Source organism: Fodinibius sediminis (genome assembly GCF_900182555.1).
Classification (GTDB): Bacteria; Bacteroidota; Rhodothermia; order Balneolales; family Balneolaceae; genus Fodinibius; species Fodinibius sediminis.
Window position 1 is genome coordinate 323016 of sequence record NZ_FXTH01000003.1, and the last position, 22885, is coordinate 345900.

22 protein-coding genes are annotated in these 22885 nt (G+C 49.9%); 4 read left to right on the plus strand and 18 right to left on the minus strand.

Annotated elements, in window-relative coordinates; genetic code table 11:
- Window positions 1-5: 5 nt before the first annotated feature.
- The 6 genes from FN808_RS05245 to FN808_RS05270 form a co-directional block, all read right to left on the minus strand.
- Window positions 6-1163, minus strand: a complete 1158-nt coding sequence (locus tag FN808_RS05245; protein WP_142713497.1) for an ABC transporter permease — start codon at window positions 1161-1163, stop codon at window positions 6-8.
- The gene (locus tag FN808_RS05250) at window positions 1160-2320 is read right to left on the minus strand and encodes an ABC transporter permease (protein ID WP_142713498.1); all 1161 of its coding nucleotides are present in this window, start codon (window positions 2318-2320) and stop codon (window positions 1160-1162) included. Before FN808_RS05250 ends, FN808_RS05245 begins: the two co-directional genes overlap by 4 nt.
- Window positions 2321-2341: 21 nt before the next feature.
- A complete protein-coding gene (locus FN808_RS05255; RefSeq protein WP_142713499.1) occupies window positions 2342-3067 on the minus strand; it encodes an ABC transporter ATP-binding protein in 726 nt (241 codons plus the stop codon).
- A gap of 423 nt (window positions 3068-3490) precedes the next feature.
- Window positions 3491-4021: a hypothetical protein gene (locus FN808_RS05260; RefSeq protein ID WP_142713500.1), complete on the minus strand. Its 531-nt coding sequence runs from the start codon at window positions 4019-4021 to the stop codon at window positions 3491-3493.
- Between the two features lie 443 nt (window positions 4022-4464).
- Window positions 4465-4953, minus strand: a complete 489-nt coding sequence (locus tag FN808_RS05265; protein ID WP_142713501.1) for a hypothetical protein — start codon at window positions 4951-4953, stop codon at window positions 4465-4467.
- Between the two features lie 247 nt (window positions 4954-5200).
- Window positions 5201-5419: a hypothetical protein gene (locus tag FN808_RS05270; protein ID WP_142713502.1), complete on the minus strand. Its 219-nt coding sequence runs from the start codon at window positions 5417-5419 to the stop codon at window positions 5201-5203.
- A 274-nt stretch (window positions 5420-5693) separates the two neighbouring features.
- Between FN808_RS05270 and FN808_RS05275 the strand changes: the two genes are divergently transcribed.
- Together FN808_RS05275 and FN808_RS05280 are read left to right on the plus strand one after the other, a co-directional pair.
- Complete coding sequence (locus tag FN808_RS05275) at window positions 5694-7433, plus strand: Na/Pi cotransporter family protein (protein WP_142713503.1); 1740 nt, start codon at window positions 5694-5696, stop codon at window positions 7431-7433.
- Window positions 7434-7992: 559 nt separating this feature from the next.
- Window positions 7993-9090, plus strand: coding sequence for a CNNM domain-containing protein (locus tag FN808_RS05280; protein ID WP_142713504.1), 1098 nt, complete (start codon window positions 7993-7995; stop codon window positions 9088-9090).
- A gap of 94 nt (window positions 9091-9184) precedes the next feature.
- Here FN808_RS05280 and FN808_RS05285 read toward each other — a convergent pair whose 3' ends face one another.
- The 7 genes from FN808_RS05285 to FN808_RS05315 all read right to left on the minus strand — a co-directional run bounded on the left by FN808_RS05285 (window position 9185) and on the right by FN808_RS05315 (window position 18168).
- Entirely contained in the window at window positions 9185-9946 is a 762-nt protein-coding gene (locus FN808_RS05285; RefSeq protein ID WP_142713505.1) for a metallophosphoesterase family protein, read from the minus strand.
- A gap of 466 nt (window positions 9947-10412) precedes the next feature.
- Window positions 10413-10769, minus strand: coding sequence for a DUF3147 family protein (locus FN808_RS05290; protein WP_142713506.1), 357 nt, complete (start codon window positions 10767-10769; stop codon window positions 10413-10415).
- A gap of 143 nt (window positions 10770-10912) precedes the next feature.
- The gene (locus tag FN808_RS05295) at window positions 10913-14011 is read right to left on the minus strand and encodes an efflux RND transporter permease subunit (RefSeq protein WP_142713507.1); all 3099 of its coding nucleotides are present in this window, start codon (window positions 14009-14011) and stop codon (window positions 10913-10915) included.
- A gap of 93 nt (window positions 14012-14104) precedes the next feature.
- Window positions 14105-15802: an efflux RND transporter periplasmic adaptor subunit gene (locus tag FN808_RS05300; RefSeq protein WP_142713508.1), complete on the minus strand. Its 1698-nt coding sequence runs from the start codon at window positions 15800-15802 to the stop codon at window positions 14105-14107.
- A 44-nt stretch (window positions 15803-15846) separates the two neighbouring features.
- Window positions 15847-16425 (minus strand): hypothetical protein, encoded by a 579-nt coding sequence (locus tag FN808_RS05305; RefSeq protein WP_142713509.1) that lies wholly within the window; start codon window positions 16423-16425, stop codon window positions 15847-15849.
- Between the two features lie 4 nt (window positions 16426-16429).
- Window positions 16430-17668: a TolC family protein gene (locus FN808_RS05310; RefSeq protein WP_142713510.1), complete on the minus strand. Its 1239-nt coding sequence runs from the start codon at window positions 17666-17668 to the stop codon at window positions 16430-16432.
- 65 nt (window positions 17669-17733) lie between these two features.
- Window positions 17734-18168 (minus strand): hypothetical protein, encoded by a 435-nt coding sequence (locus tag FN808_RS05315; RefSeq protein ID WP_142713511.1) that lies wholly within the window; start codon window positions 18166-18168, stop codon window positions 17734-17736.
- A 277-nt stretch (window positions 18169-18445) separates the two neighbouring features.
- On the opposite strand from FN808_RS05315, the gene FN808_RS18850 reads away from it, so the two are divergent.
- Together FN808_RS18850 and FN808_RS05320 are read left to right on the plus strand one after the other, a co-directional pair.
- On the plus strand, window positions 18446-18610 hold the full coding sequence (locus FN808_RS18850) for a hypothetical protein (protein ID WP_185958262.1): 165 nt from the start codon (window positions 18446-18448) through the stop codon (window positions 18608-18610).
- 512 nt (window positions 18611-19122) lie between these two features.
- Window positions 19123-20214 (plus strand): AI-2E family transporter, encoded by a 1092-nt coding sequence (locus FN808_RS05320; protein ID WP_142713512.1) that lies wholly within the window; start codon window positions 19123-19125, stop codon window positions 20212-20214.
- A 507-nt stretch (window positions 20215-20721) separates the two neighbouring features.
- Here the strand turns inward: FN808_RS05320 and FN808_RS19435 are convergent.
- The 5 genes from FN808_RS19435 to FN808_RS05340 form a co-directional block, all read right to left on the minus strand.
- Window positions 20722-20934, minus strand: a complete 213-nt coding sequence (locus tag FN808_RS19435; protein WP_142713513.1) for a GDCCVxC domain-containing (seleno)protein — start codon at window positions 20932-20934, stop codon at window positions 20722-20724.
- The gene (locus FN808_RS05330) at window positions 20931-21392 is read right to left on the minus strand and encodes a heavy metal-responsive transcriptional regulator (protein ID WP_142713514.1); all 462 of its coding nucleotides are present in this window, start codon (window positions 21390-21392) and stop codon (window positions 20931-20933) included. The genes FN808_RS19435 and FN808_RS05330 overlap by 4 nt, the downstream gene beginning before the upstream one ends.
- A gap of 74 nt (window positions 21393-21466) precedes the next feature.
- On the minus strand, window positions 21467-21613 hold the full coding sequence (locus FN808_RS18855; protein WP_185958263.1) for a hypothetical protein: 147 nt from the start codon (window positions 21611-21613) through the stop codon (window positions 21467-21469).
- Window positions 21614-21940: 327 nt separating this feature from the next.
- Window positions 21941-22387, minus strand: coding sequence for a c-type cytochrome (locus FN808_RS05335; protein WP_221929920.1), 447 nt, complete (start codon window positions 22385-22387; stop codon window positions 21941-21943).
- 24 nt (window positions 22388-22411) lie between these two features.
- Window positions 22412-22618, minus strand: a complete 207-nt coding sequence (locus FN808_RS05340; protein WP_142713515.1) for a DUF411 domain-containing protein — start codon at window positions 22616-22618, stop codon at window positions 22412-22414.
- Between the last annotated feature and the right edge of the window lie 267 nt (window positions 22619-22885).

The window sequence follows — 22885 nt, forward strand, 5'->3', positions numbered from 1 at the left end:
TTTTGTTAACTGTTCAGGGCTTCGATAATGGGCATGCGGGTGGCATGGCGAGCTGGTATCCAGCCTCCGATCAACCCCATGGCCAGTGAGAAGAGGAAGCCTGTAATAATGAGAAAAGGGGTTATGGTGAGCTTGAAGCTCACGTAGCCGAGCCCGGTCAGGGGCGTCCGGAAAGTGGTGCCCTGCAGGACATAGACGAAAATCGTTGCCAAAAGCCATCCAAGTACAGCCATGATCAGGGTCTCGAGGAGGGTGGCCCACCGCACCGCTGAAGCGGGGAATCCGATGGCCCGCAGTGCACCGATTTCGCCGGTGCGATCGGCGAGAGAAGCATACATGGTATTCATGGCACTGAATGTCGCACCGATGGAAAGAATGAAAGCGATGAACCAGGTAAGGGCCTTAAATCCCTGGGCAGCCGTGGTTCCCTGGGCAAAGTACTGCTTCTCTGAGATGGCGTAGACAAACAGTTTGGGGTCGCTGTTCAGTTTTTCAACCAGGGCGGGCATCGCCCGGGGGCTGTTAATGACCATCCAGACGCTGGAAAATTCATAGAGGTCAAAGGCTGAAGCCATGTTGCCCGTGGATGTCCAGACTTCTGATTCGAAGGGCGATCCGTTGTCCCGGAAGACCCCGACGACCCGCCATATCTGCCGGTTTGCCGTGAACACATCCCCTATATGGGCTCCCATACCCTCAAAGATGGTTTCCCCGAGAATAACTTCATTGTAGGCGGAGGCATCAAAAAAACGTCCTGCAACCAGGGTCATGTGATAATGTACGCTCCGGGCCTTCTCGAGATCCACGCCCCGGAAGTTGACTTGTATTCTCTCTCCCGACAGGGTTTCGACGTAGCTTGTTTTAACCATTTCGGCCGAGGTCACGGGGCGGCCGTCAGCATTGAGCTTGAGTTCGGGATACAGTCCAATGGTTGAAACATCGCCGGTGTCAATGCGGCTTTGGTTTTCTGTGGTGGCGTTCCTGTTGAGAACGAACAGGCGGTTGTCGGCACCGGCGGAGATAAGCGTTGCATTCACCCCCTGAACCATGGCAAGCAGGGCGAGGAGGACAAGCACAACAAGCGCAAAGGAAGCTACCGTGACAAGCGTGGACACCTTGCGCTGGAACAAACTCTTGATGCTATAGGATACCGGGATTTTCATAGGCTGTGTAAAACATTGATAACATTGATTCTTGATGCATTGTAGGCGGGTACCAGGCTGCTGACGATACCCAGCAGGACGGCCAGTACCAGGGCCGTGGTGAATACGGCCGGGCGGACGATGAAGTTGAAAGTCAGCCCGAGCGAGAGCGTCAAATCACTCATGTTGAACAGTGCGTAGGCGGCGCCTGCACCGATGAGACCCGCCACCACGGAGGTAAACACGGCCTCCCCGACAACAAGCCCCAGGATCCTGATCGGGGTGTAGCCGAGCGCCTTCATGAGTGCAATCTCTTTCCGCCGTTCACGCATCGAAAGAGCGATGGTATTGATGGTGATGAGCAGAATCGTGAAGAGCACCACCGTGGAGATCACCCGGATGATTAACTGTATGGTTGCCGTATAGGATGTCAGCTGCGCCAGCATGGACCCTTCGGTCTGCACACTCACTTCTCTCGGGCCTATGCTGTAGTAGTCGGTTACCGCCTTGATGACCGGCAGGATGCTGGCGGGATTTTCCAGCCGGAGCCAGTAGATGGCAACCCGCCCGGGTTTGTTGACGATGCTTTCGTAGTAGGGGCGGTGGATCAGGATGCGGTTGTCCATCTGATCCGTGGCTTCCGGTACGCTCGGATAGACGCCGCTGATGACCAGCTCCAGATCGGCCTTGTGCTGCAGCGACCGCAGGGTGATGGCATCACCCGGTCTCCATCCGTAGGCCTGCATGATCTGCTTACCCACGATGGCTCCGTTGCGCCGTTTAATAAAATCTTCGTACTGGTCAGGGGGGATGTAGGAGGCTGTGGATTCAAAAACCTTCCGGTAGCTCTCCGGGTCAACCAGCAATCCAATGTAATAGGTGGTGGCCCTTTTCATGCCCAGAATGTCAAAGCTGGTGGGCGTAACGGACCGGACCCCCTCAAAACGCTCGAGCTGCGACCAGTAGCCTTCCGGCAGCGACCTCCGGGGACCGCTGTATTTTTCAATGACGCCCACTCTCGTTTCCCCGGCTCCGCGCGCAACCTGGAATTCCATGGCGGTAAGGACCGATTGGAGCATGGTGAAAATAAACAAGGCCAAAGCGACGGCTCCCATGGTCAGGAAGGTTCTTTTCTTGTTGCGGAGCAGGTTTTTGCCTATCAGGATCAGCCATTTCATAGCAGTGCGTTAATCAAGAATTTATCGGTGGCTTGCCTCCAGATCGTCACTCCGGAAGCGTTTATCACGTTCATTTTCAACGATCAGGCCTTTTTGGAGGTACCGGATGTCGCCGGCGCGCTCTGCAGCATGGGGGTCGTGGGTTACCATGATGATAGTTTTGCCAAGATCCTGGTTTAACGTGTCAAACAGGGCCAGAACCTCGTTGGTGGAATCGTAGTCGAGGTTTCCGGTTGGTTCATCGGCAATAATGATAAGCGGGTCGGTCACGATGGCTCGTGCAATGCACACACGCTGTTGTTGTCCGCCCGACAGTTGCCGGGGATAGTAGCCCGTTCGGTCTTCAAGTCCCACAATCGAAAGGGCCGCCTCTGCCAGCGACTTGCGCTCGCTTCTGCCCAGGTTGAACAGCAGAAGGGGGAGTTCAACGTTTTCAAATGCTGTAAGCACCGGCATCAAATGGTACTGCTGGAAAATGAAGCCGACATGTTCAAGCCTCCACGCGGAAAGAGCGGATTCGGAGAGCCCGGTTATGTTGCGTCCGTTCACAACAACTTCACCGGTAGTGGGAGTATCCAGTCCTGAAATGATATTGAGCAGGGTGGATTTTCCGGATCCCGAGGGGCCCATCAGCGCAATGAAATCACCGCCCTGAACCCGCAGGTTGATGTCCTCGAGCACACGCGTTTCTATCTCTCCTTTCCTGTAGATCTTGCTGACGTGTGATATATCTAATAATGCGGACATGGGGCCGGCCACTGGTTTTCAGCTATCGTTTGCAACTGGAATAAATTAGATAGAACAGCGGCGCAGTACAGAAGGCGATAGCAGGGAGTTTTTGTGAGAGGAATAGCAGGAATGAAGTAATGATATTCCTTACTTACCGTCGGTTGATCCGCCCGGGATTACCCTGTTTGGGGCAGGGGGATGAAGCTGTGGACATGCGTTTCGTTCAGGTGCCGGCAGGTGGTTGATGATAATCCCCGGAGGCAGGCGGCAATGGAGTATAGTAAGCCGATACGCTTATACTGCCTGAGCTGACCCCGGGGATCATTGTTTTAACGAAAGAGTACGCTGCTGAATGAAGTTGTGAGACTTCCGGCGCGGTTAGATCGATGGCCGAAAAACAAGAATTTCCATGTAATGCAGCAGCATACGCTTTGTTTCATCCTAGCCTCCCAGCAGACGGGCGCGTCTTACTTTGTTGCCCATGGGGTCAAAGTAAACGGATTTCTTCTCTCCATTTCGCTGCAGGTACACTTTGTACGTCTTCCGGTCTTCGCGAAAGTCCCTGATCACTTCCTGGTCGCCGGTGACTTTCCAGCCTTTGTATTCTTCTTCTGAGTCCAGTTTATCCATGATGGCACGAGGCAGCGGGGCATCAGTGATGGTTGTCTTGGAGTACCTCAGTTTTCCGTGCTTGCTATAAACGGCACGAACCTTGTAGTTTCTTCCGGTTCCCTCAACAACGTAATGATCCGCACCTTGCAGCGGTGTCCAATTTCGGGTTTCCTGGCCCGAGGTATACCATTTGGTTTGATTCATGTCCCAGGAGGGAAAATCAGTATGGATGGCTCTGACAATGGCTTGCGGAATCTGGTTCTGGTTCAGTTCCTTTTTTTGCGCTTTCAGGGGTACGGAAACGGCCAAAAAAAGTAGTAAAGCAGCGAATGTGAATACCGGTTTTATGAGTGTTTTCATCGTTTGTTCCTTCCTTCTATTATGAGTTTTTTCAGATAGTTGTATCAGATTGACGAGGCTTTTAAATTCAACAGAGCAGATCTGAATTTCTTGTGTCTGTCGGGCTGCTTTCTTGCAGTAGAGACAATTTATGGATTCCCGCTACAGTTGATTCAGGGCTTAGCGATAGTTTAGCTGTGGAGAGAATACCTACAGCTGTATCTGTGATGCAGTGATGTGACTGTCATAAGAAATAGGAGAACAGTGGGATAAAAAACAATGCCGGCGGGGAAGCAGGTCTTGCTCAAAATCCGTTCTTCCTCTTTTTATGGAAAGAATCCCTGCTTCCCCGGACTGTCGCTGCTGTTGAGGCATTGGCTTCCCTTAATCAAGCACAATGATCTGCCGTTCGCTGCATTGATGCCAGTTCCCGTGCATAACCTCTCCCTAGCCAGCCCGTCCGGTCACGAACTTGGCCGTTTTTTATCTCCATCCCGTTCCAGGTGCACATGATAGATTTTCTGGTCTTCTCTAAAGTTCCTTATAATTTCCTGGTCGCCGGTAACCTTCCATCCCTTGTACTCTTTCTCTGATGCAATCTTGTCCAGGATGGCACGGGGAATTGGGGCATCGGAAATGGTCATTTTTGAATACCGCAGTTTTCCATCCTTCTCATACACGGCGTGTACACGGTAGTTTTTCCCAGAGACCTCGACCACATAATGATCAACCTCAGCCTTGTTGATGGGGGCCCATCCCCTGGTTCTCATACCGTAGGAATACCATTTTGTTTTTGTGATATCCCAGCATGGGAAGTCCGTTTGGATGGATTTTACGATTTCTGTCGGGACCTGTTCAGCTTTGAGTTCGGCCTGGGCTTTCAGGGGTCCTGCGATCGACGACAGGATAAGTAAAACGACAAATGCGATTACAGATTTTATTTGTGGTGTCATGTTGATTTCCTCTCTCTCTTTGCTGTCAAATGTGGGCTTTCTGTTCGGTGAGCACAGGATTAACCGCTGAAAATACAAAAGGCAGCCTTTCCTGGGCCATGACCCATTGACTTCCAGTGGGGTTACGTTATGCATTCCCTGCCGATGCGATAACGGGGTACAGCGCTCTTAGAGGTGTAGAGCAAATACCTACACGGTTGATTGGAGGGGGCGGCTGTCCGGTGCGGTATAACTGATAAAGGACTATTTAGTCTCTTTTTTGGGAATAATAAGCATCGACCTTGTTAAATATGTCTTCCAGCGCCCCCTCTCTGAACAGCCCGGTGGCAAATATCTCCTTTTCCCCGTTGGAAAAAGTGATATGCGTCTGTCCAATCAGGTGATACTTTTTTTCTCTTATTTTGTAAAACCCCTTGTAGTTCTTGGTGATATAATACTCCTGCAAGCGGCGGTCAACGTCTATCATGGGTTCAATAAATTATAGCGAAAACAATACGAATGTAATAAAATAAAGCATTGGCTGTAATAGATGCTAAAGTAGCTGATGGGTAGAAAAAAGTGCGTAATAGAAAGGCTGATTGCTTTATCAGGGAATCCCCTACATTGAGAGCCTCGATGGCTGGGCCAAAAGTTCCAGAATACCATTAAGAAGAATAAAAACATCTTATTATATTTCCAGCCTTGGTTTTGGAGCTGACATACATTTCGATGGACGATCAACAATCACATTTAAAGGAAGAATGAGTTTTAGCTTTTTTGACTTGCTGCAGGTGATCGGGTCACTGGGAATTTTTATCTACGGGATGAAGGTATTCAGTGACGGCCTTCAGAAAGTGGCGGGAAATAAACTACGGTCTATCCTCAAAGGTATGACCAGTACCCGGTTTCGCGGGATACTCACCGGCTTTACCGCTACAACCATCACCCAGTCCTCTTCCACGACCACGGTGATGGTTGTCAGCTTTGTCAATGCGGGGCTTATCACCTTCATTGAATCAACAGGGGTCGTCATGGGGGCCAATATTGGTACGACGGTCACGGCCTGGATGATTTCCATTTTCGGCTTCAAAATGAAGATTACCCCGGTTGCCATTGCGGTGATCGGCATCTTTTTCCCGTTTATCTTTTTCGGCCGTGAGCGGTTGCGCAACCTGGCTGAAGCCATGATTGGGTTTGGGATCCTGTTTATTGGACTCGATTTCATCAAGAACAGTGTGCCCAATATCCAGGACAACCCCGAGTTGTTTATGTTCCTGGATCAGTTCACCGAATTCGGTTTCGCTTCCATTGTAATTTTCGTTCTTGCGGGTACACTGCTCACCCTGCTGACCCAGTCGTCTTCCGCGGCCTCGGCAATTACCCTTGTCATGTTATTCCAGGGGTGGATTGATTTCCCCATCGCCGCCGCCATGGTCCTGGGTGAAAATATTGGGACGACTGTTACGGCTAATATTGCCGCCCTGGTCGGCAACGTCTATGCCAAACGGGCCGCTCGTTTCCATTTTGTGTTCAATGTGTTTGGGGTGCTATGGATGTTGGCGTTAATTAACCCCTTTCTCATGGGCATCGATACCATTATGGGATACTTTTCGCCGGGAGCGGGCTCCATACTTCACGCGACCAATGAGCTCGGGAGGGCCAATGCCACCCTTGCCCTTTCCCTGTTTCATACCACCTTCAATGTGGTCAATGTACTGCTGCTTGTGGCCTTCGTTCCGCATATCGTTCGCTTTATAAAGAAGTATCAGAAAGAAAAGAAAGACACCCAGCACCGGCTGCAGTACATCTCGTCGGGCATGATGTCATCGCCCGAGCTGTCGATATCACAGGCTCACAAGGAGATTGAGTTATTCGCCAAGCTGATCGAGAAAATGCATTTCAGTGTAAAGGGACTGCTGTTTAACAAGCAGCGAAGACAAGATCAGTTCCTGGAAAAGATTGAAAAAAGAGAAAAGATCACGGATAACATTGAGCTGGAGATTGCCGAATATCTGACCAAAATATCCAGCTATAACGTAACCGAGGATGCCAGCCGGAGAATGCGCGGCATGCACAGCATGATCAACGACCTTGAACGGGTGGGGGATATCTACTTCCAGATGTCGAAAACCTTTGAGCGCATGCAGTCGGAGGGTACCGAACTGCCGGAGGCTGCGATGGACAAGATAGGGAAAATGCTCGACCTGGTACACGATGCCATTCGCAATGTCCGTGAGAACCTGGCCCGCGACGATGAAGACATCGACCTGGAAAAATCCGTGCACCTTGAGAATGCCATCGACCTGTATCGCGATGAATTGATGGATTTTCATTACGGCCAGCTCGAGAATAACCGCTATTCCAACCAGGTGGGCTTCCTGTTCCTGGATTACCTCAATCGACTGGAAAAAATTGGTGACCATCTCTTCAACGTAAACGAGGCCATTGCCGGCATCAAGCTGAAAACGGCCTACGAGCGGGTGGTTGAGGAGCGGGGCTGAGAGTTCCTGGACAGCCGGCATGGAGGATGAAAACATGGTTCTTCAGGGAATACCAATCTACGGTGGTAAGACAGCCTATAAAGCGCCATTTTGGTATAAATGGGACAGGCAGCTGAAACAGACCTTCTCACTACCCTGAAGCAGATCACTTCACTAGGGTAAAGTACTCTCTTGCATTACCCTGGAGTGGTTGGCTTTACTATAAAGGCTTAGAGGCTGGGAAGAATGCCAGGTTGGTATACTCTCCGGTCCGCGGCTCTAATGGAGTAATGCAACAAAGCACTGCTGTATCACGGGCCACCTGTTTTGATGAACGCGCCGGCCCGTTTGGCTTATCTGCAGTATTTGCACCGGGGATGGAACACGGAGAGTGAAAATGTAATACGAACAAATGAGAGAGCTGCGGTTATGTTGTCTGTTTTATTAGCTGTTGAGAAGGTTTGACACCATAAATGAGAGAGGAGATAGCACGCTGTATTTCTCACCTGAACAAATATAAACTTTTTCGGTGGGCATAGGTGTTATGGATGGTCACTGAATACCAATAATCATCAACTTGATGTCGTACGAAACAGCTATCAGGCTTGTAAGCGGATTGTTGCTCCTCCTGGCAAATGCTTTTTTTGTGGCAGCAGAATTTGCATTGACGCGCCTGAGGCAGTACCCCGCCGGGGAATTTGAAGGCGACGGGTTGCTGGAGAGGGCCTGGGAGATGACGGAACAGCTTGAAATCTATCTCACCTCCTGCCAGATCGGGATCACATCCACCAGCATCCTTTTGGGGGTGGTGGCAGAGCCGGCGGTCACGGTACTCATCAACTCCCTGATTCCCGCCGCAGAGATTGGCGGTTTCTCTTCCCATACCATCTCCATTGTGCTTTCGATCATTCTGATCAACTTTGTCCATACCGTATGGGGAGAGCAGACTCCCACCTACCTGGGAGTGGAACGCGCCAAGGGGGTGGCCCGGTATTGTGCGCTTCCCCTAAAATGGTGGACCTATGCTATTTACCCGCTGCTGTATTTCGGCGACTGGATCACAAAAGCCACGCTCAGGCTGTTCGGCATACGGATGAAACGCTCATGGGTGGAGGAGGAAGGCGCATCGGAGGCGACAGTGCAAACCCAGATTGTGGATCTCTTGAAAAGGAAGGGATTGCCGGAAGAGCGGAGAAATGAGGTTGTGAATGCCCTGGAAATTGATGAGGTACCGGTCCGTGATATTATGGTTCCTGAAGAGGAAATTGTGTATCTGTACAGTGACCGGTCTCTTAAAGATAACCTGGCTATCGTTCAGAACAACATGCGGTCGCGTTACCCTTTGATGGAAGAATCGTCGGGTGAATTTATAGGCGTGTTGTACACTGCGGAGCTGCTTGGGAATGTGATGGAACTGCAGCAGGACCGCCTAACCCTGGAGGAGCTGAGCTGGGCTGATTCACGTGTGGCCGATGATATGCCGGTGAGTGATCTTATTGACTTTTTCCAGCACCACCACCAGGAACTGGCTCTTGTCACCAGTGAGCAACGAACTGTGGGGCTGGTTACGCTCACCGACGCGCTGGAGGCCATCGTGGGTCATGCCGAGGATCCCACGGACCTGAAGGCACGGCTCGGCGGTGATCATGCTGCCGCAACGGAGACGGGAGAAGAATAGAAAGCTGAGAGGAGTGACGTTCTGCTCCAAAAAAAGATCCCTTATTTCATCAATAGGTTTGATTTCGGAGGCTAAATATGGGTTGAGGGGCTGCTTACTCCTTGGCAGCTGTCAACGTTTCCAGCTGGGAGAGCATGGCGAGTGCCTTCGTTTCGGTTGGCGGTTGCAAAACGTTATTTGTTATAAAATCTTCCACATGCGGATAGTTTGACTGCCGTAACCGCTCAGCAGCTTTGGAAAGATCATAGTCTGTATGTCTGAATACAATTTCAGTATCAATGAGAAGCCAGTCAGCCCCTGTATGACCAAAGGGCATTCCCACACTCCCTGCATTGAGGATACGGAGTTCTCCGATATTTCGATCAAACTGCATATGAGTATGGCCGCATACAGCCAATGACGCGTCTTGACCCCCAAAAATGGCCCTTAATTTTTTTAGGGGTGTTTGTCGGGTAAAAACCTCAATATCACTAAGGGGGGTGGCATGACAAAAAAGAACATTGCCATGGTCTTTTATCTTTAGCTTATATGTCGAAGGCCAGCCCGACAAGAATTGCTTATGGTTTTCAGTCAGATTTTTTGCCAGCCAATAGGTCTGTTTATCGGCTCGCTCTGATAGACCTCCGGGTTCTTTACCCGCTATGTGTCTCAGGAGTTCTGACTCTGCATTTCCACGAATAAAACGGGTGGGAATACTGATATTCTGTAATAAAGTTAATGTCTCAGCTGGCAAAGGACCGGCAATTACATCTCCGCCCACAATGAGGCAATCTACCCCGGCTTTGTAGATCTCTTGTAGCACGGCCTCCAGGGCCGGAAGGTTCCCATGAATGTCATATACAGCAGCAATACGCATATAATAAATTTTTTGATGTCTTGCGTTCTGTTCTGAAGTTTGGAATCAAGTTTGTGCAATGATTCTACTGTGTGCACTTATATAGGGCTCTATTTTTATCGTTCACAATTTAGATTTTTTTGAGCAGATCCCAAATGTACCTGGTTTAAATCACTTCTTCTATGCCGGGAGTGATAACAACGGGTAAAAGGAAGTATTGATGCGGGCATGCAGCCGGGAATCCCCGGTTTCAGCCATGGTGCCACCCGGTGTTTATCCTTCCACAAGGATCAGCTTCAGGTACTGTCTGCCAGGTGGCTGCTGCCCGTCGACCATCAATTAACTTCCATCCAGTTATCCTTTCTTCCCGGAGGGGGGATAATCTTCCTTGATGATGGTTTTGCAGAAGATCTTTTAGGAAGTACTTGCGAAAGACAGCCGCATCGATGTGCGCAGACCACAGCAGACAATTGGGCCCCCGCAAAAATTAGGGAATAAGGGTTATGCCAAATTTACTTGCAACAAGGGACGTAATAATGAAGCAGATAACGGTGATTCCAACACAAATGGTAAGCGACCACCAAAAGCTGAGGCCATTCCTTAATAATGCAGGCATGGCCAAAAACATCGGCAGCGTGGGAATAACGTACCAAAAGGTAAAAAAGGCGTGATTGCTGATTTTTTCGTCGCCCTGACCTTCAAGGTACAGCCAGATCATCACCATGATGGTGACAAAGGGAAGAGAAGCCAGGAGCGCTCCCAGCCGGTCGGTTCGCTTGGCCACTTCTGAAACCAGGACGATGATGAAGGCTGTTACCGCGTATTTCAGAATGATAAATTTCATGATCTTCGTTTTTTACATTCCGGCTAGCATACAAGGTAAGGAATAATAAGAAGGCTGTTGCTGCCGTCAAACAGCAACAGCCCCCGGAATACCATGGGGTGTGACTCGCAGGTCGTATTCCCCAGCTCCTCTGGGGAATACCTTTACAACGACGCTGCAGAATTCTTTGTCTCAAATTGTGCCAGCAATGCAGGGATCACAATCATGTTAAGCAGGGTAGAGCTGATCAGCCCGCCCAGGATTACCTGTGCCATGGGCGACTGTATTTCGTTTCCGGGTTCCCCGGCGGCCAGTGCAAGCGGAATGAGGGCCAGACCGGCAGTGAGTGCGGTCATCAGGATGGGATTGAGCCGCTCCATCGCACCCTGGTGTATAGCGTCTATAAAAGACTTGCCTTCTTCCCAACGCAGGTACTGGTAGTGGGAAACGATCAATATCCCGTTTCGGGTGGCAATGCCAAACAGGGTAATAAACCCGACCAGGGACGCAATGGATACGATGCCGCTGGTGAACCAGACGATAAAGATACCCCCGATCAGGGCAAAAGGCAGGTTCACCATCACCAGCAATGCCGTTTTCAGGGAGCTGAATTCCAGGTACAGCAGCAGGTAAATGAGCAGGATGGCGACGATACTCAGCAGCGATATGGTGCGGGTGGCCTGCGCCTGGCTTTCAAACTGTCCGCCGTATTCCACGAAATATCCCTGCGGAAAGTTGATATTCTCAGTCACATTGGCGCTGATGGCATTTACCGTGCCGCGCAGGTCGCGCCCTGCTACGTTGGCCGACACCACAATTTTACGCTGCACATTTTCGCGGCTGATAGTGTTGGGACCGCTGCGCGATTTTATACTGGCCAGCTCCGAAAGCGGAACCACCGTTCCGTTTTTGAGGGTCAGCTCAGCATTCCGCACAGCCTTAATGCGGCCTCGGTGCTCTTCATCGTAACGGACCATAAGATCAAACAACCGGTCGCCTTCGATAATCTGTGAAACCGTCTCACCGGCAAAGGCCACGTCTATCTTTTCCGACAGGTCGCCGATGCTCATGCCATATCGCGCCAGGGCCCGACGGTTGGGACGGATCTGGATCTGAGGGACGTTTTGCTGCTGCTCAACTGCAAGGTCAACGACTCCTTCCACGCCCTCCATCTGGCCACGAACCTCTTCGGCCAGGGTTCGCAGCCGGTACAGATCGGGGCCGAAGATCTTTACCGCAATGTTGGCACGCGTTCCAGAGAGCATGTGGTCGATACGGTGGCCCAGGGGCTGACCAATGGTGATATTCGTTCCGGAAACCATGCTGACGTCAGCACGCAGTTCTTCCAGAACCTGTTCTTTGCTCTTGCCTTCGGGGATGTCCAGGTCTACATTAATTTCCGAGGCGTTGACTCCCTGGGCATGCTCGGAAAGTTCCGCGCGGCCGGTCCGTCGTGCCGTACCGGTGACCGCCGGGTGGTCCAGCAGGATTTTTTCGATTCGCTGGCCTATCTCATTGGATTCATCCAGGCCGGTGCCGGGAATCGTCACGGCACTGATCACCAGTGTGCCTTCATTGAATTCCGGCAGAAAGGAACTGCCCAGGTACGGTACAATGAGCAATGTACCTAAAAACAGGACCAGTGTACCCGTCAGCACACTTTTCTTGTAGCGCAGGATGCTATCCAGTACCCGGCCGTAACCGGATTTCAGCTTTTTGGTGAACCAGCTTTCTTCGAGGTTGCCCTTTGACGCCTGTCCGGGCAACAGGTAGTAACAAAGTACCGGGGTTACCGTCATGGCGATAATCAGGGAGGCCCCGATGGATACGATATAGGAGAGCCCCAGCGGTTTTAGCATACGTCCCTGGAGCCCGCTCAGAAAGAAGAGTGGAATAAAGACGATCATGATAATCAGCGTGGCATTAATGATGGAGGTCCGTATTTCCTTGGATCCCTCAAAGACCACCTGCATAGCTGATTTTTGCTTTGACTCCGGAAGCCTGGCGTTTTCTCGAAGCCGCCTGAACACGTTCTCGACATCGATAATTGCATCATCCACGATCACCCCGATGGCAATGGCCATCCCTCCCAGGGTCATGGTATTGATGGTGATATCGAAAAATTCCAGTACAAATACCGATGTAATGAGTGCCAGCGGTATGGCTGTGAGTGAAATGACTGTAGTCCGGATATTGGCCAGAAAGAGGAACAGGATGACGACTACCAGGATAGCCCCGTCCCGCAGGGCTTCAATCACGTTTTCAATGGCCAGGTTGATAAAGTCAGCCTGCCGGAAAATGTGGGTATTGATCGTAAACCCTTCGGGCAGATTTTGCTCAATCTGCGCCAGCGTTTCATCCACGCGTTCCGTAAGCTTCAGCGTATTGGTTTCCGGCTGTTTCTTTATGGAGATAATCACGGCCTGGTCCCCGTTGACAGAGGCGTCGCCTATTTTTTGGGCGGCATCAATTTTCACCTCGGCGATATCCTCGACCGTAATGGGTTGATTGTTGCGTTCAGCTACCACCGACTGTTCGATGTCATCCAGCGAATGGGCCCGTCCAATGCCGCGAATGGTGTACTGCTGGCTGTATTCCTGGAAGAACCCGCCCGAAAAGTTTTCGTTCGAGGCCTCAACCGCCTTTGTTACCTGGTCCAGGGTCACGTTATAGGCTTTCAGCTTGTCCGGATCAACGCGAACCTGGTACTGCTTTAATCCTCCGCCGATAGGTACTACCTGGGCCACACCGGGAATCGCCAGCAGGCGTCGACGGATTTCCCAGTCGGCAGCCGTGCGTATTTCCAGCTCCGAATGCCGGTCGCTTTCTACACTCACCAGCATGATTTCGCCCATAATAGAGGAGATCGGTGCCATTACCGGCGGTGGCACTTCTTCCGGCAGGCGGCTGCTTACCAGCGAGAGTTTTTCGTTGACGATTTGGCGGGCCTTGTAGATATCTGTGCCCCATTCAAATTCCACCCAGACGATGGAAAATCCCTTTGAAGTAGCCGAGCGCACCCGTCGCACCCCGCTGGCACCGTTGGTAGCTGTTTCAATCGGCAGGGTGACCAGTTGTTCCACTTCCTCCGGGGCCATCCCGTGCGCTTCGGTCATCACGGTTACGGTGGGAGCCGTCAGATCGGGGAAGACGTCCACGGGCATGTTGATGACCACGTACGCACCGGCGATGAATAAAATAATGGAGGTGACTACGACAACGAGCCGCTGCCTCAGCGATCCTTTGATAATGGCATCTAACATATCTGCTTAGTAAGATTTAAATTTCTATGATTTGAGATGGTTATTGTCAGCAATTTGCATCCATGATGTCACATCAGTTATGAGATATTCGGGTTAGTGGGAGTGCCCGTGGGAAGGAGCTTCGGATGAGAGCGAAGCCAGTTTCACCTGGTAGGCATTCTCAGTAACCACATGTTCTCCACCCTGCAGCCCGGAGGTGATTTCCACCCATCCCCGGTGTTCAATGCCTGTTGTCACCCGCTGTTTTCTAAAGGACTCACCGGAGACATGTACATAGACGTTGTAATTTCCTTCTTCCTCAATTAGAGCTGACTGTGGAATCGCCAGTACATTTTCCCTGGTTTCAGTATTGATATGCACCGTAGAAAACATGCCCAATGGCAATCCGTTTTTTGAATTGTCGAGCTCATAAATCAGGGACAAAGTTCGACTTTGGGGATCGATGCTATTCGCGCGGCTGATTAACCGTCCTCCAAGCTCGCTGACTTCATACAGGCGGTCGTCACCCTGCACGCGAAAAGCTGCCTGACTGGCATTGGCAATACGACTCTGCTGCGCAGCCGGAACATTAGCCTTGAGCCATACCTTGGAGGCATCGGCAATGCGATACAGCGGCTGGCCGGCCTCCACCTGCATGCCGGGGGTTACGTAAGACTGCACAATCGTACCGCTGAGGGGAGCCTTGAGTTCAAACCGGTAGGATTCCGCTGACTCGCCGTAGCCTTCCAGGGCGGCCGTATCCACCTGAATCACTTCATTAATGGTCTGGTAACGCGTCAACGCCTGGCGGTACTCAATACGGGACTTTTGAAGTTCCGCTTGGGGAATGGCCTCCTTCTGGTACAAGCGCCTGGACCGCTCCAGGTTGGCCTTGGCCAGTTCCAGATCCGATTGCGCATTGATAAACTGCTGGGCATAGTTATCACCGCCGCCTGATTGGATCGCGGGATTCAACACCGCCATTGAGGCTCCTTTTTGCAGCTGCTGTCCTTCTACAGGCAGATTGCCGTTTTGGCTGGACAGCACAATGCCCGAAAAGGGAGCGGAAACGACGGCCTGGCTGTTTTGGGCGGCCATAATCTCGCCGGTGGCATCCACTGTCTGGGTGAGTGTTCGCTGTTGTACTTCCTGTGTTGCGAAGGGAATATCCCACTGCTGCTCCTTTAAAAAGGTAATCATGCTGGGATCCTCCTCGGCGTGCGTGTGGGGAATGTCATCAACTGAGTTATATACCGGAATGCCGTTTACCTGCAAGGTGTCGTTGACCATACCATAAATCTCAATGGTCAAATCATAGCGTCCGGCCTGTTTAAACGTAATGTCAGGGCCATAAATGCCGGGTACCTGCACTTCGGTTTCCCGGGCTGATAGCTCGGTGCCATTTTCCGAACGGAAGCTAAAGTACACCTCGGAGCTTGCAATGGGGCTGAAATCGGAGAGCCGGGTCAGATGAACCGCAAAGGTGGCTTCCCGGCCGACGACAATTTCGGGATATTCCATGAAGAGTTCGGTCTCATCAGTCCAGTAAGTCACCGCACCAGCACCTTCCGACGCTACCAGTGCTGCTTCTGATCCTGTTGCGCTGTCGCTGGTGTGATCGGCATCGGTTTCCCCGTCGTGGGGATGCCCGTGTTCTTCTTGTGTGTCTTGTGAAGAAGGTGGCTCGGTCTGCGTCTCCTGGTCGTGAGCGTGGTCAGCTCCTTCCCCGTGGCTATGACCTTCATCAGCAGAACCGCAGCCAGCAAGCAGAAGCCCGGTTGTTATAAACAGGAATATAAGTAAGCGTTTCATGGTCTTTGGTATTTTGAATTAAAATAATGCTGCGGCATCAGCCTTTAGTTGGGGTGCTCATGGTCGTCGTCTTCCCCGTGGCTATGTCCGCTACGGCCTATTTCGGAATGGGCGCTCCAGCTGTTGAATGGTTCTCCGCCGGCACCCAATTCAACCGAATGGGTTTCACCGGCTGCAAGATCCACTGGACTGGTGGGGCCAAGTTCGGATCCGTTTGATAATTCAACCTTAACCGATACCGCCGGCAGGACATCTTGGGTCGTGTTTTCAATTGTGCCATTGAAAGATTTAGAATCACTGTCGTAAGACAAGGTCAAGCGAATTCCCTTTCGGACTTGCTCATAGTTTTCATCAAGTCCCATCATCGCCTCAGAGGTTTCTCCCTCATGGCTATGGGCATCTTCACCGGAACCGGAGTGGGAATGTTCTTCTTCAGCCTCAGAGTGATCGTGACCTTCTTCACCTTCATGCTGGTGAGCTGCTTCTGTACCCTCACCGTGGGCATGCTGTTCTGTTTCGTGGGTATGCGTGTCTTCGCCGTGGGTGTGACCCGAATCATCCGAGCCACATCCTGTTATCGTTAATCCTGCTGAGATTGATAGAATAAGAAGTAAGCGTTTCATGGTATTAGTTGTTTTGAGTATTAGAAATTCGTCCTGCAGATTGTACGTTCAGTTCAAAAAGTGCCTGGTTATAATCGGCTATGGTTTCGTAGATCATCGTCTGGCCATCGATATAGGCCCGGGTCGCATCGAGCAGTTCGACCAGCGAATAGCGTCCCTGCTGGTAGGCCGCGCGGGCCGCTTCCAGCATTGATTGCTCCATTGCTTCCTTCTGCATCGACTTCCACTGCTTGAATAGGAGTTCAACTCGATCGTAGGCCGTTGAGACCTGGTTGCGTACCCCCTGCTGTTTTAAGATCAATTCGGTCTGGCGCGAACGTGTTTGCGCTTTTGTTAAAGTTACATTGCCTCTATTTTGGTTAAAGATGGGAAGCTTGATCGAGCCGCCGATAACGAATCCCTCGGCGCCATCGGACTGATTTTTATAGCCAACATTAACGTTCAGATCGGGCAAGCGATCCTGTTTGTCAACCTTGTACTGGAGCTCGGAGGCATCGACCATGTGCTTTAATGCTGCCAGGTCCGGCCGATTAGCCAAGGCATATTGTACCAGAGGTTGCTTTTGCACATTGATGGGCTCGACCGTTAAGCTATCTGAAGGTTGGATTTCGGTATCCAGCTCTTGGCCCGAAAACAGGTAGGTGGCTAACCGATCGCCTGTCTGCTTAAGGTTCAGCTGAACCTGATCCCGTTGTTTCCGGTACCGACTGTATTCCACATTAAAACGCTGCACCTGCAGGCTGGAAAAGGTGCCCTCGGCCTGGCGGGCCTTGGCTGCCGAACGGGCTGTTCGGATAACTTCAAGCGCTTGCTCATAAGTCTCCAGCTTGTGTGACAGTTGCCAGTAATCGGCATAGAGGGATTTTACCTGGCGGATCAGCTGGCGCCGGTCGTATTCAAATTGTAATTCGGCCGCCTTTTGTGATTTGGAAGCACTGCGACTGCGCAGAAAGGGCTGACCCAGCAGCTCAACAGGTTGAGAAATCATGTAGGTTGTTTCCTGGTAATCGATGGTTCCGGCATTTAGCTGCTCCCGGTTAACGCTGATTTGCGGGTTGGGATAGGCTTTGTACCGGATGGCCTCTCCCTGTTTGCGCAGCTGGTCGTAGCGAGCCAGTTCCTGCTGGAGACTGTTCTGTTTAAAAAGGTTGACGGCTTCATCGAGTGAAACAGGGATCGACTGTGCATGGACTGCAGCCGGGAATACTACCAGTAACACAGTCCACCGGATATACCTGGTCATGGTGGTTGAATTGTGAGTTAATAAATGATGGAGTTAGAAAAGGAAAGTCCCCTGATAGGGGATTATTAAGCCAAGGGAGGGCCGCGAAGAGAAAAAGAGGAGAGATGATATTGACGGGCTGCCGATTTTGGTGGCGGAAGATCAAAAATGGTGGGCGTTTCATCCAGTATCCGGTCAGACCGCTTGTGACCTTCATCAAGGGAAAGAAGCTCAGGGGCCTTTTCTTCAGGTTTAACCTGAATGGAGGTTGTAAGCGTCCCGATAATATCAGTGGCTTTGTTTACCTCGTGCTGATGGTTGTCCTGGTTGGAATCTTCCTGAGAGGGTTGATCATTACTTTCATGAGCATGGACATGAGCATGGACATCAAGATGGTTCCCGATATGTATGTCCAGATCATGAAAGTGAGTGCCTTGGCCGAACAGTACACAAAACAGGCTCGCTGCTATAATCAGCAGGGTAATAGTCGTTTTTCTGATATGTAGGTGATTTCCGGACACACATCATGATAAGTATATGAACTTTCTAATTCAATGATGTAAGAAGCTGAAATGAAAAACAGGCTTTTGAGTTTGAGTATAAGAGTTCAAAAAAATTAGAAGATAATAGTTGAAGTACAATTAACAGATGGATTCAAGCATAAATTATACAATAATATTGTATGACAGGATACATTTATAAATATTTTAAGCCTCCTGAGCCAAGTGATATTAGTATGTCTGAAAAAAATCTTATCTAACAGTATCCCTCGGCAATGTCACAACCGAACAAATCGATATGTTGAACAAGAGCCTGAATCCAAACTATTATGTGGATGAGCTCATGGAAAAGTATTATAGGGATGAGGGAGAATGGAAGCTTGAAGAAGATCCATCTTTTTGGATAATTATTACACCTATTTTACACCCTGAAAAAATTAAATACTGCAAGGCAATAACTTAAAGCCTGCTAATGGATCCAGCCCTTCCCCTTGTGATCCGAAGACAGGACAAGATGGTGTTGTTCCTGTGTGGCTCCGGGACAACATAGAAAAAGATTTGAATCTGCCACACCTTGTCATCCAGCCCGTTTGCCACATGGATCTCAGTGAAGATTTGTCTATTCTGGTGGATATCTCCGCAGATCAAAGAATTGACGTAGTAATTCTGGCTCTGATTTGGATGAATCGGGATGATCTGTGCAAAGTGGTTCTTTTTACTACGTGAGTTTTGGCAAATAATTACGTTCTTGAGTGCCAGGCTGGTGAAAGCATATAAAGGAAACGTATTAAAACCTCAAATAGTCAAAAACAGGATGTTCGAATTACTTGTCATCCCAAAATAGGTGGTACAAATACTGGGAGGGCTGCCAACCAGCACCCAACCTTGAATTCTATTGTTTGCCTTTTGCTATCGTTGGTTGCTAATTTGTGAAGGAAGCCACAGGCTTACTAACAACAAACCGATACATTCAAAATGAATACACGATTATCCCCCCTTGTCAGCGTTAATCTTATCCTGCTCTTATTCTTTTTGGTCTTTGGGGGGTTGTATCTGGCAGCCGATTTTTTAGTCCCTCTGGCTTTTGCGGCCGTTCTGACAATGCTCATGACCCCTTTATGCAAGAAACTGGAAGCCTGGGGCCTTCCTAAAGCACTGGCGTCCTTTGCTTGTATTTTGTTGTTAATGTTGTGTATTGTGGGGGTGGGCGCTCTGCTCTCAACCCAGATAGTCCGCATTAGTAATGACCTCCCTTCCATTGAGCAGCGGCTTAACAGGGAACTGGGGTCGACCCAGCAATGGGTTCAGGAAAAATTCGGGCTTTCTCCTGAAGAGCAAAAAAAGATGATGCAGGGAAATTCGTCCAGCTTTGGCTCGGTGATAGGCAACTTTCTGCGATCTTTTACGGGGCTGATGTCAAACTCCGCACTGGTTCTGGTTTATCTGTTCCTGTTGCTGTACTACCGGTCACGATTTCCCACCTTTGTAATGAAGGTTGTTTCGGAGCATCAGAAAGAGCAAGCCCGTGAAATTATTACTGAATCAAGCCATGTGGCCCAGCAGTATCTCCTGGGGCGGAGCATCTTAATCGTGATCCTGGGGATCCTTTACTCCATCGGGCTGACAGTGACAGGCCTGGACAACGCCCTTTTTCTGGCCCTGATTGCGGCCTTGTTGAGTATTATACCCTATGTGGGTAATTTTATCAGTGTTGCTATTCTGCTGGCCATGGCACTGGCCCAGGGCGGGGGACCCTACCTGTATATCGGTATTATTGCCGTCTTTGCCGTCACGCAGTTTATTGAAAGCTATTTGCTGGAACCGTATATCGTGGGAGCTGAAGTCGATATTCATCCATTTTTTACCGTGGTTATTATCATCATAGGCGAGCTTATCTGGGGCGTGGCCGGCATGATATTAGCGATACCGCTGCTGGGAATGGTAAAAATAGTTTTCAGCCATATCGAGGCCCTGGAACCTTATGCCTATCTTATTGGAGACACCCGTGACGAGGACAAGGGACATACCTCGAAGAAAGTAAAAGATTGGTTCGGCTTTTCTTCATAAAGGGTTTTATCAGAGCACCGGCGGCCGCCCGTGCTTTCCCAATTTTCGGGATCTTGGGCCGGATGGGGCAACGCCCTTTTCCCAGTGAGCTTGGTGCAACATAATGGACTCCAGGCAAATCGTGCTCCCTGCTGTCAGAAGGTTCCAATTATTTGAACCCCCCAAACACTCTTTCTGCAGGCATGATTTCCGATACCACCGTAAACAATCTTCAGGGAGATAACATAGGACCATCTATGGACTGATGATAGATCTGGAAAGAGGAGAGGTAGCGTATAGCATTGTTTCTCATGGTGGTTTCAAAGGGTTGGGAACTGACTATTTTGCTGTAGTCCTGCAGGAATTCGAACCCTCACCCTTGTGATCCGAAGCCAGTGCAAGGCACGGCTATGTATGAAGCAGGCTGCAGTTTTGAGATCGCATGCCATGCTTTTTGTAGTACCGAAAGGGCGCGTTGAGAAAGAGATTCCCGACATTTTAATTGACTGCTTGACATCAATGCAATGGCTAGCAGCAGGATTGCTCCTTTTGAACCGGAGGACACGGGCTGTCGCCATAGGAACAGAATACGCAGCAATCCCCTTTTTGAGCTCTGAGAAGCTCCCCGCAATTCGGACACTCCCAAAAGAACTGGCAGGAATCGGTTGGCATGGTCGCATTAGACTGTTGCCCGCATTCAGGGCAGGTGACGGTGGATTGGAGTTGTATTTGTTTATTCATTTTCTAAGTCGCTTCCCGGTTTCATTTTTGCCTTCCAGGGCCTCAAGGATAGGACAGTCACCGATCGGTCCGTCTTCAGTACAGGAATCAATAAGATCAGTCAATGTTTCCTGAATGCGCAAAAGGGCTTCAATTTTTTCTGATACAGCTTGATACTTTCGTTGCGCCTCTTCCTTGATTTCTGAGCAGGAGGTCTCTTCATCAACGCGTAGTTCAAGGAGTTCTTTAATTTCACTGAGGGTAAACCCCAGCTGCTGGGCACGCTTGATGAATTTAATCTGGTCAATATGGTGCTGAGTGAAGATCCGGTAGCCCGATCGGCGGCGGTCAGGCTTGGGTATGAGCTTGCGTTTTTCGTAGTAGCGGACCGTCTCCTTGTTGACATCAGTCCGCCTGGCCACTTCACCAATTTTGTAGGTGGTGATGCCCTTGTATTTTTCGTCCTTGTTCTCAATCATATATATCACCTGTGGCAGGTCAAATCAGTAGATACTGTGAACAGCCGGGGTAGAACCCCGGATACTCATTAATCTCAGTTCTTTTTTACCATGGTTTTTCCACAGCAGCAGGTGGGGTTTTGAGTCCCCGGACAGTCGCTGGGGGCTCCTTTGGTTACGGTGACTTTGCAGCCACAATTGTCGTCGGGACATTGATAAACTTCTCCTTGTTTAAATGGCATAACAACTCCTCTTGTTTATTACAGAATGCAATTCATCTGTAATATAAGGCCTCTACCATGGTCGAGAGTCAAATTTTATCTCCAAGTGTCAGAGAAGCTTGTCTAATGGCAGCCTCTGTTTATCTTCTGACCGGATAAATTTCGTTACTGATAAGTTCAGCATTTCTTAAAAAGCCGTTTTCATTTCATTCCTTGAACCATAGCCCAACTTCGGAGCTATTTCTTCCGGAGTTTTCCATGATACGAAAGCCCCTTTTTAACACCCTCAAATCGCAGTCTATCCAGTATTGCTTGCCGGTAAGGTGTCCGCAGTAATAAGTTGGAATACTATTGCTCAGCATTCATCTGTACCCATCGGTCATAGGTTTGGTCATTCCAGAAACTCTGAAAGTACGCTATTGATGCAATGACTTCCTTCTCACTCAAGGAGTTACCAAAGGCAGGCATGGTTCCTCCGAGCTTGACTCCACCCTCATTGATTTGTTGGACGAGTACGCTCAGGGGATGGTGCCAGGCATGGGCCGAGCCATCCAGTGGGGGCGCGGGAAAAGATCCGTCTGGATTTCGCTGTTTCCAGTTCTCTACAAGTCCCTGGGCTCGGCTGCCGTGACAACTGGCACAGTTGGTTGCAAACACCTGTTTTCCCAACTGGAATTGCTTTTGGGTGAACCATCGTCCCTTGGTAACCGGTTCCTTTTGATCAGGTGGTTCGCTGGAACAACTAATAGCTATTAAAATGATTAACGAAAAAATAAAGAGCAGATCCGTTCTCACGTTACCGTAGTTATATTTAGACTGCTAATGACTGGCATAAATCTGGTTATTCCCTTCTTGATCCATAAGATAAACATCATAAGGGGTATTAAACGAGGCATTTCTGCCGGGAGAACTGGACGGCATCACGGGAGCTGATATTCCCACGGCCCGGCGACGTTCATCAAGTAAACGATTGATATCTTCAACCGGTACATGACCTTCTACCGCACACCCATCGATGAGCGTCATTCAGCAGACCCCTTCGGTTTCCAGTCCGTCTATGACCTCCCTGGCTTTTCGTTTGCGAATAAATGCGTTGATTTCATTTATAATGGATCCTATTTATGAGTTTTGAGGTTGTTTAAAAGGCCCAAATTGATAAGAATTTACTGATATAATCAGGGTTGGTCAATCTCCCTGCATCCCTCTTATTCTTATGGTTTAGTCAAGTTATTTTGCATGCTATCGGAGTATATGGTTTGCCACGTTTAATTACTGCAAACATGCGATGAACAA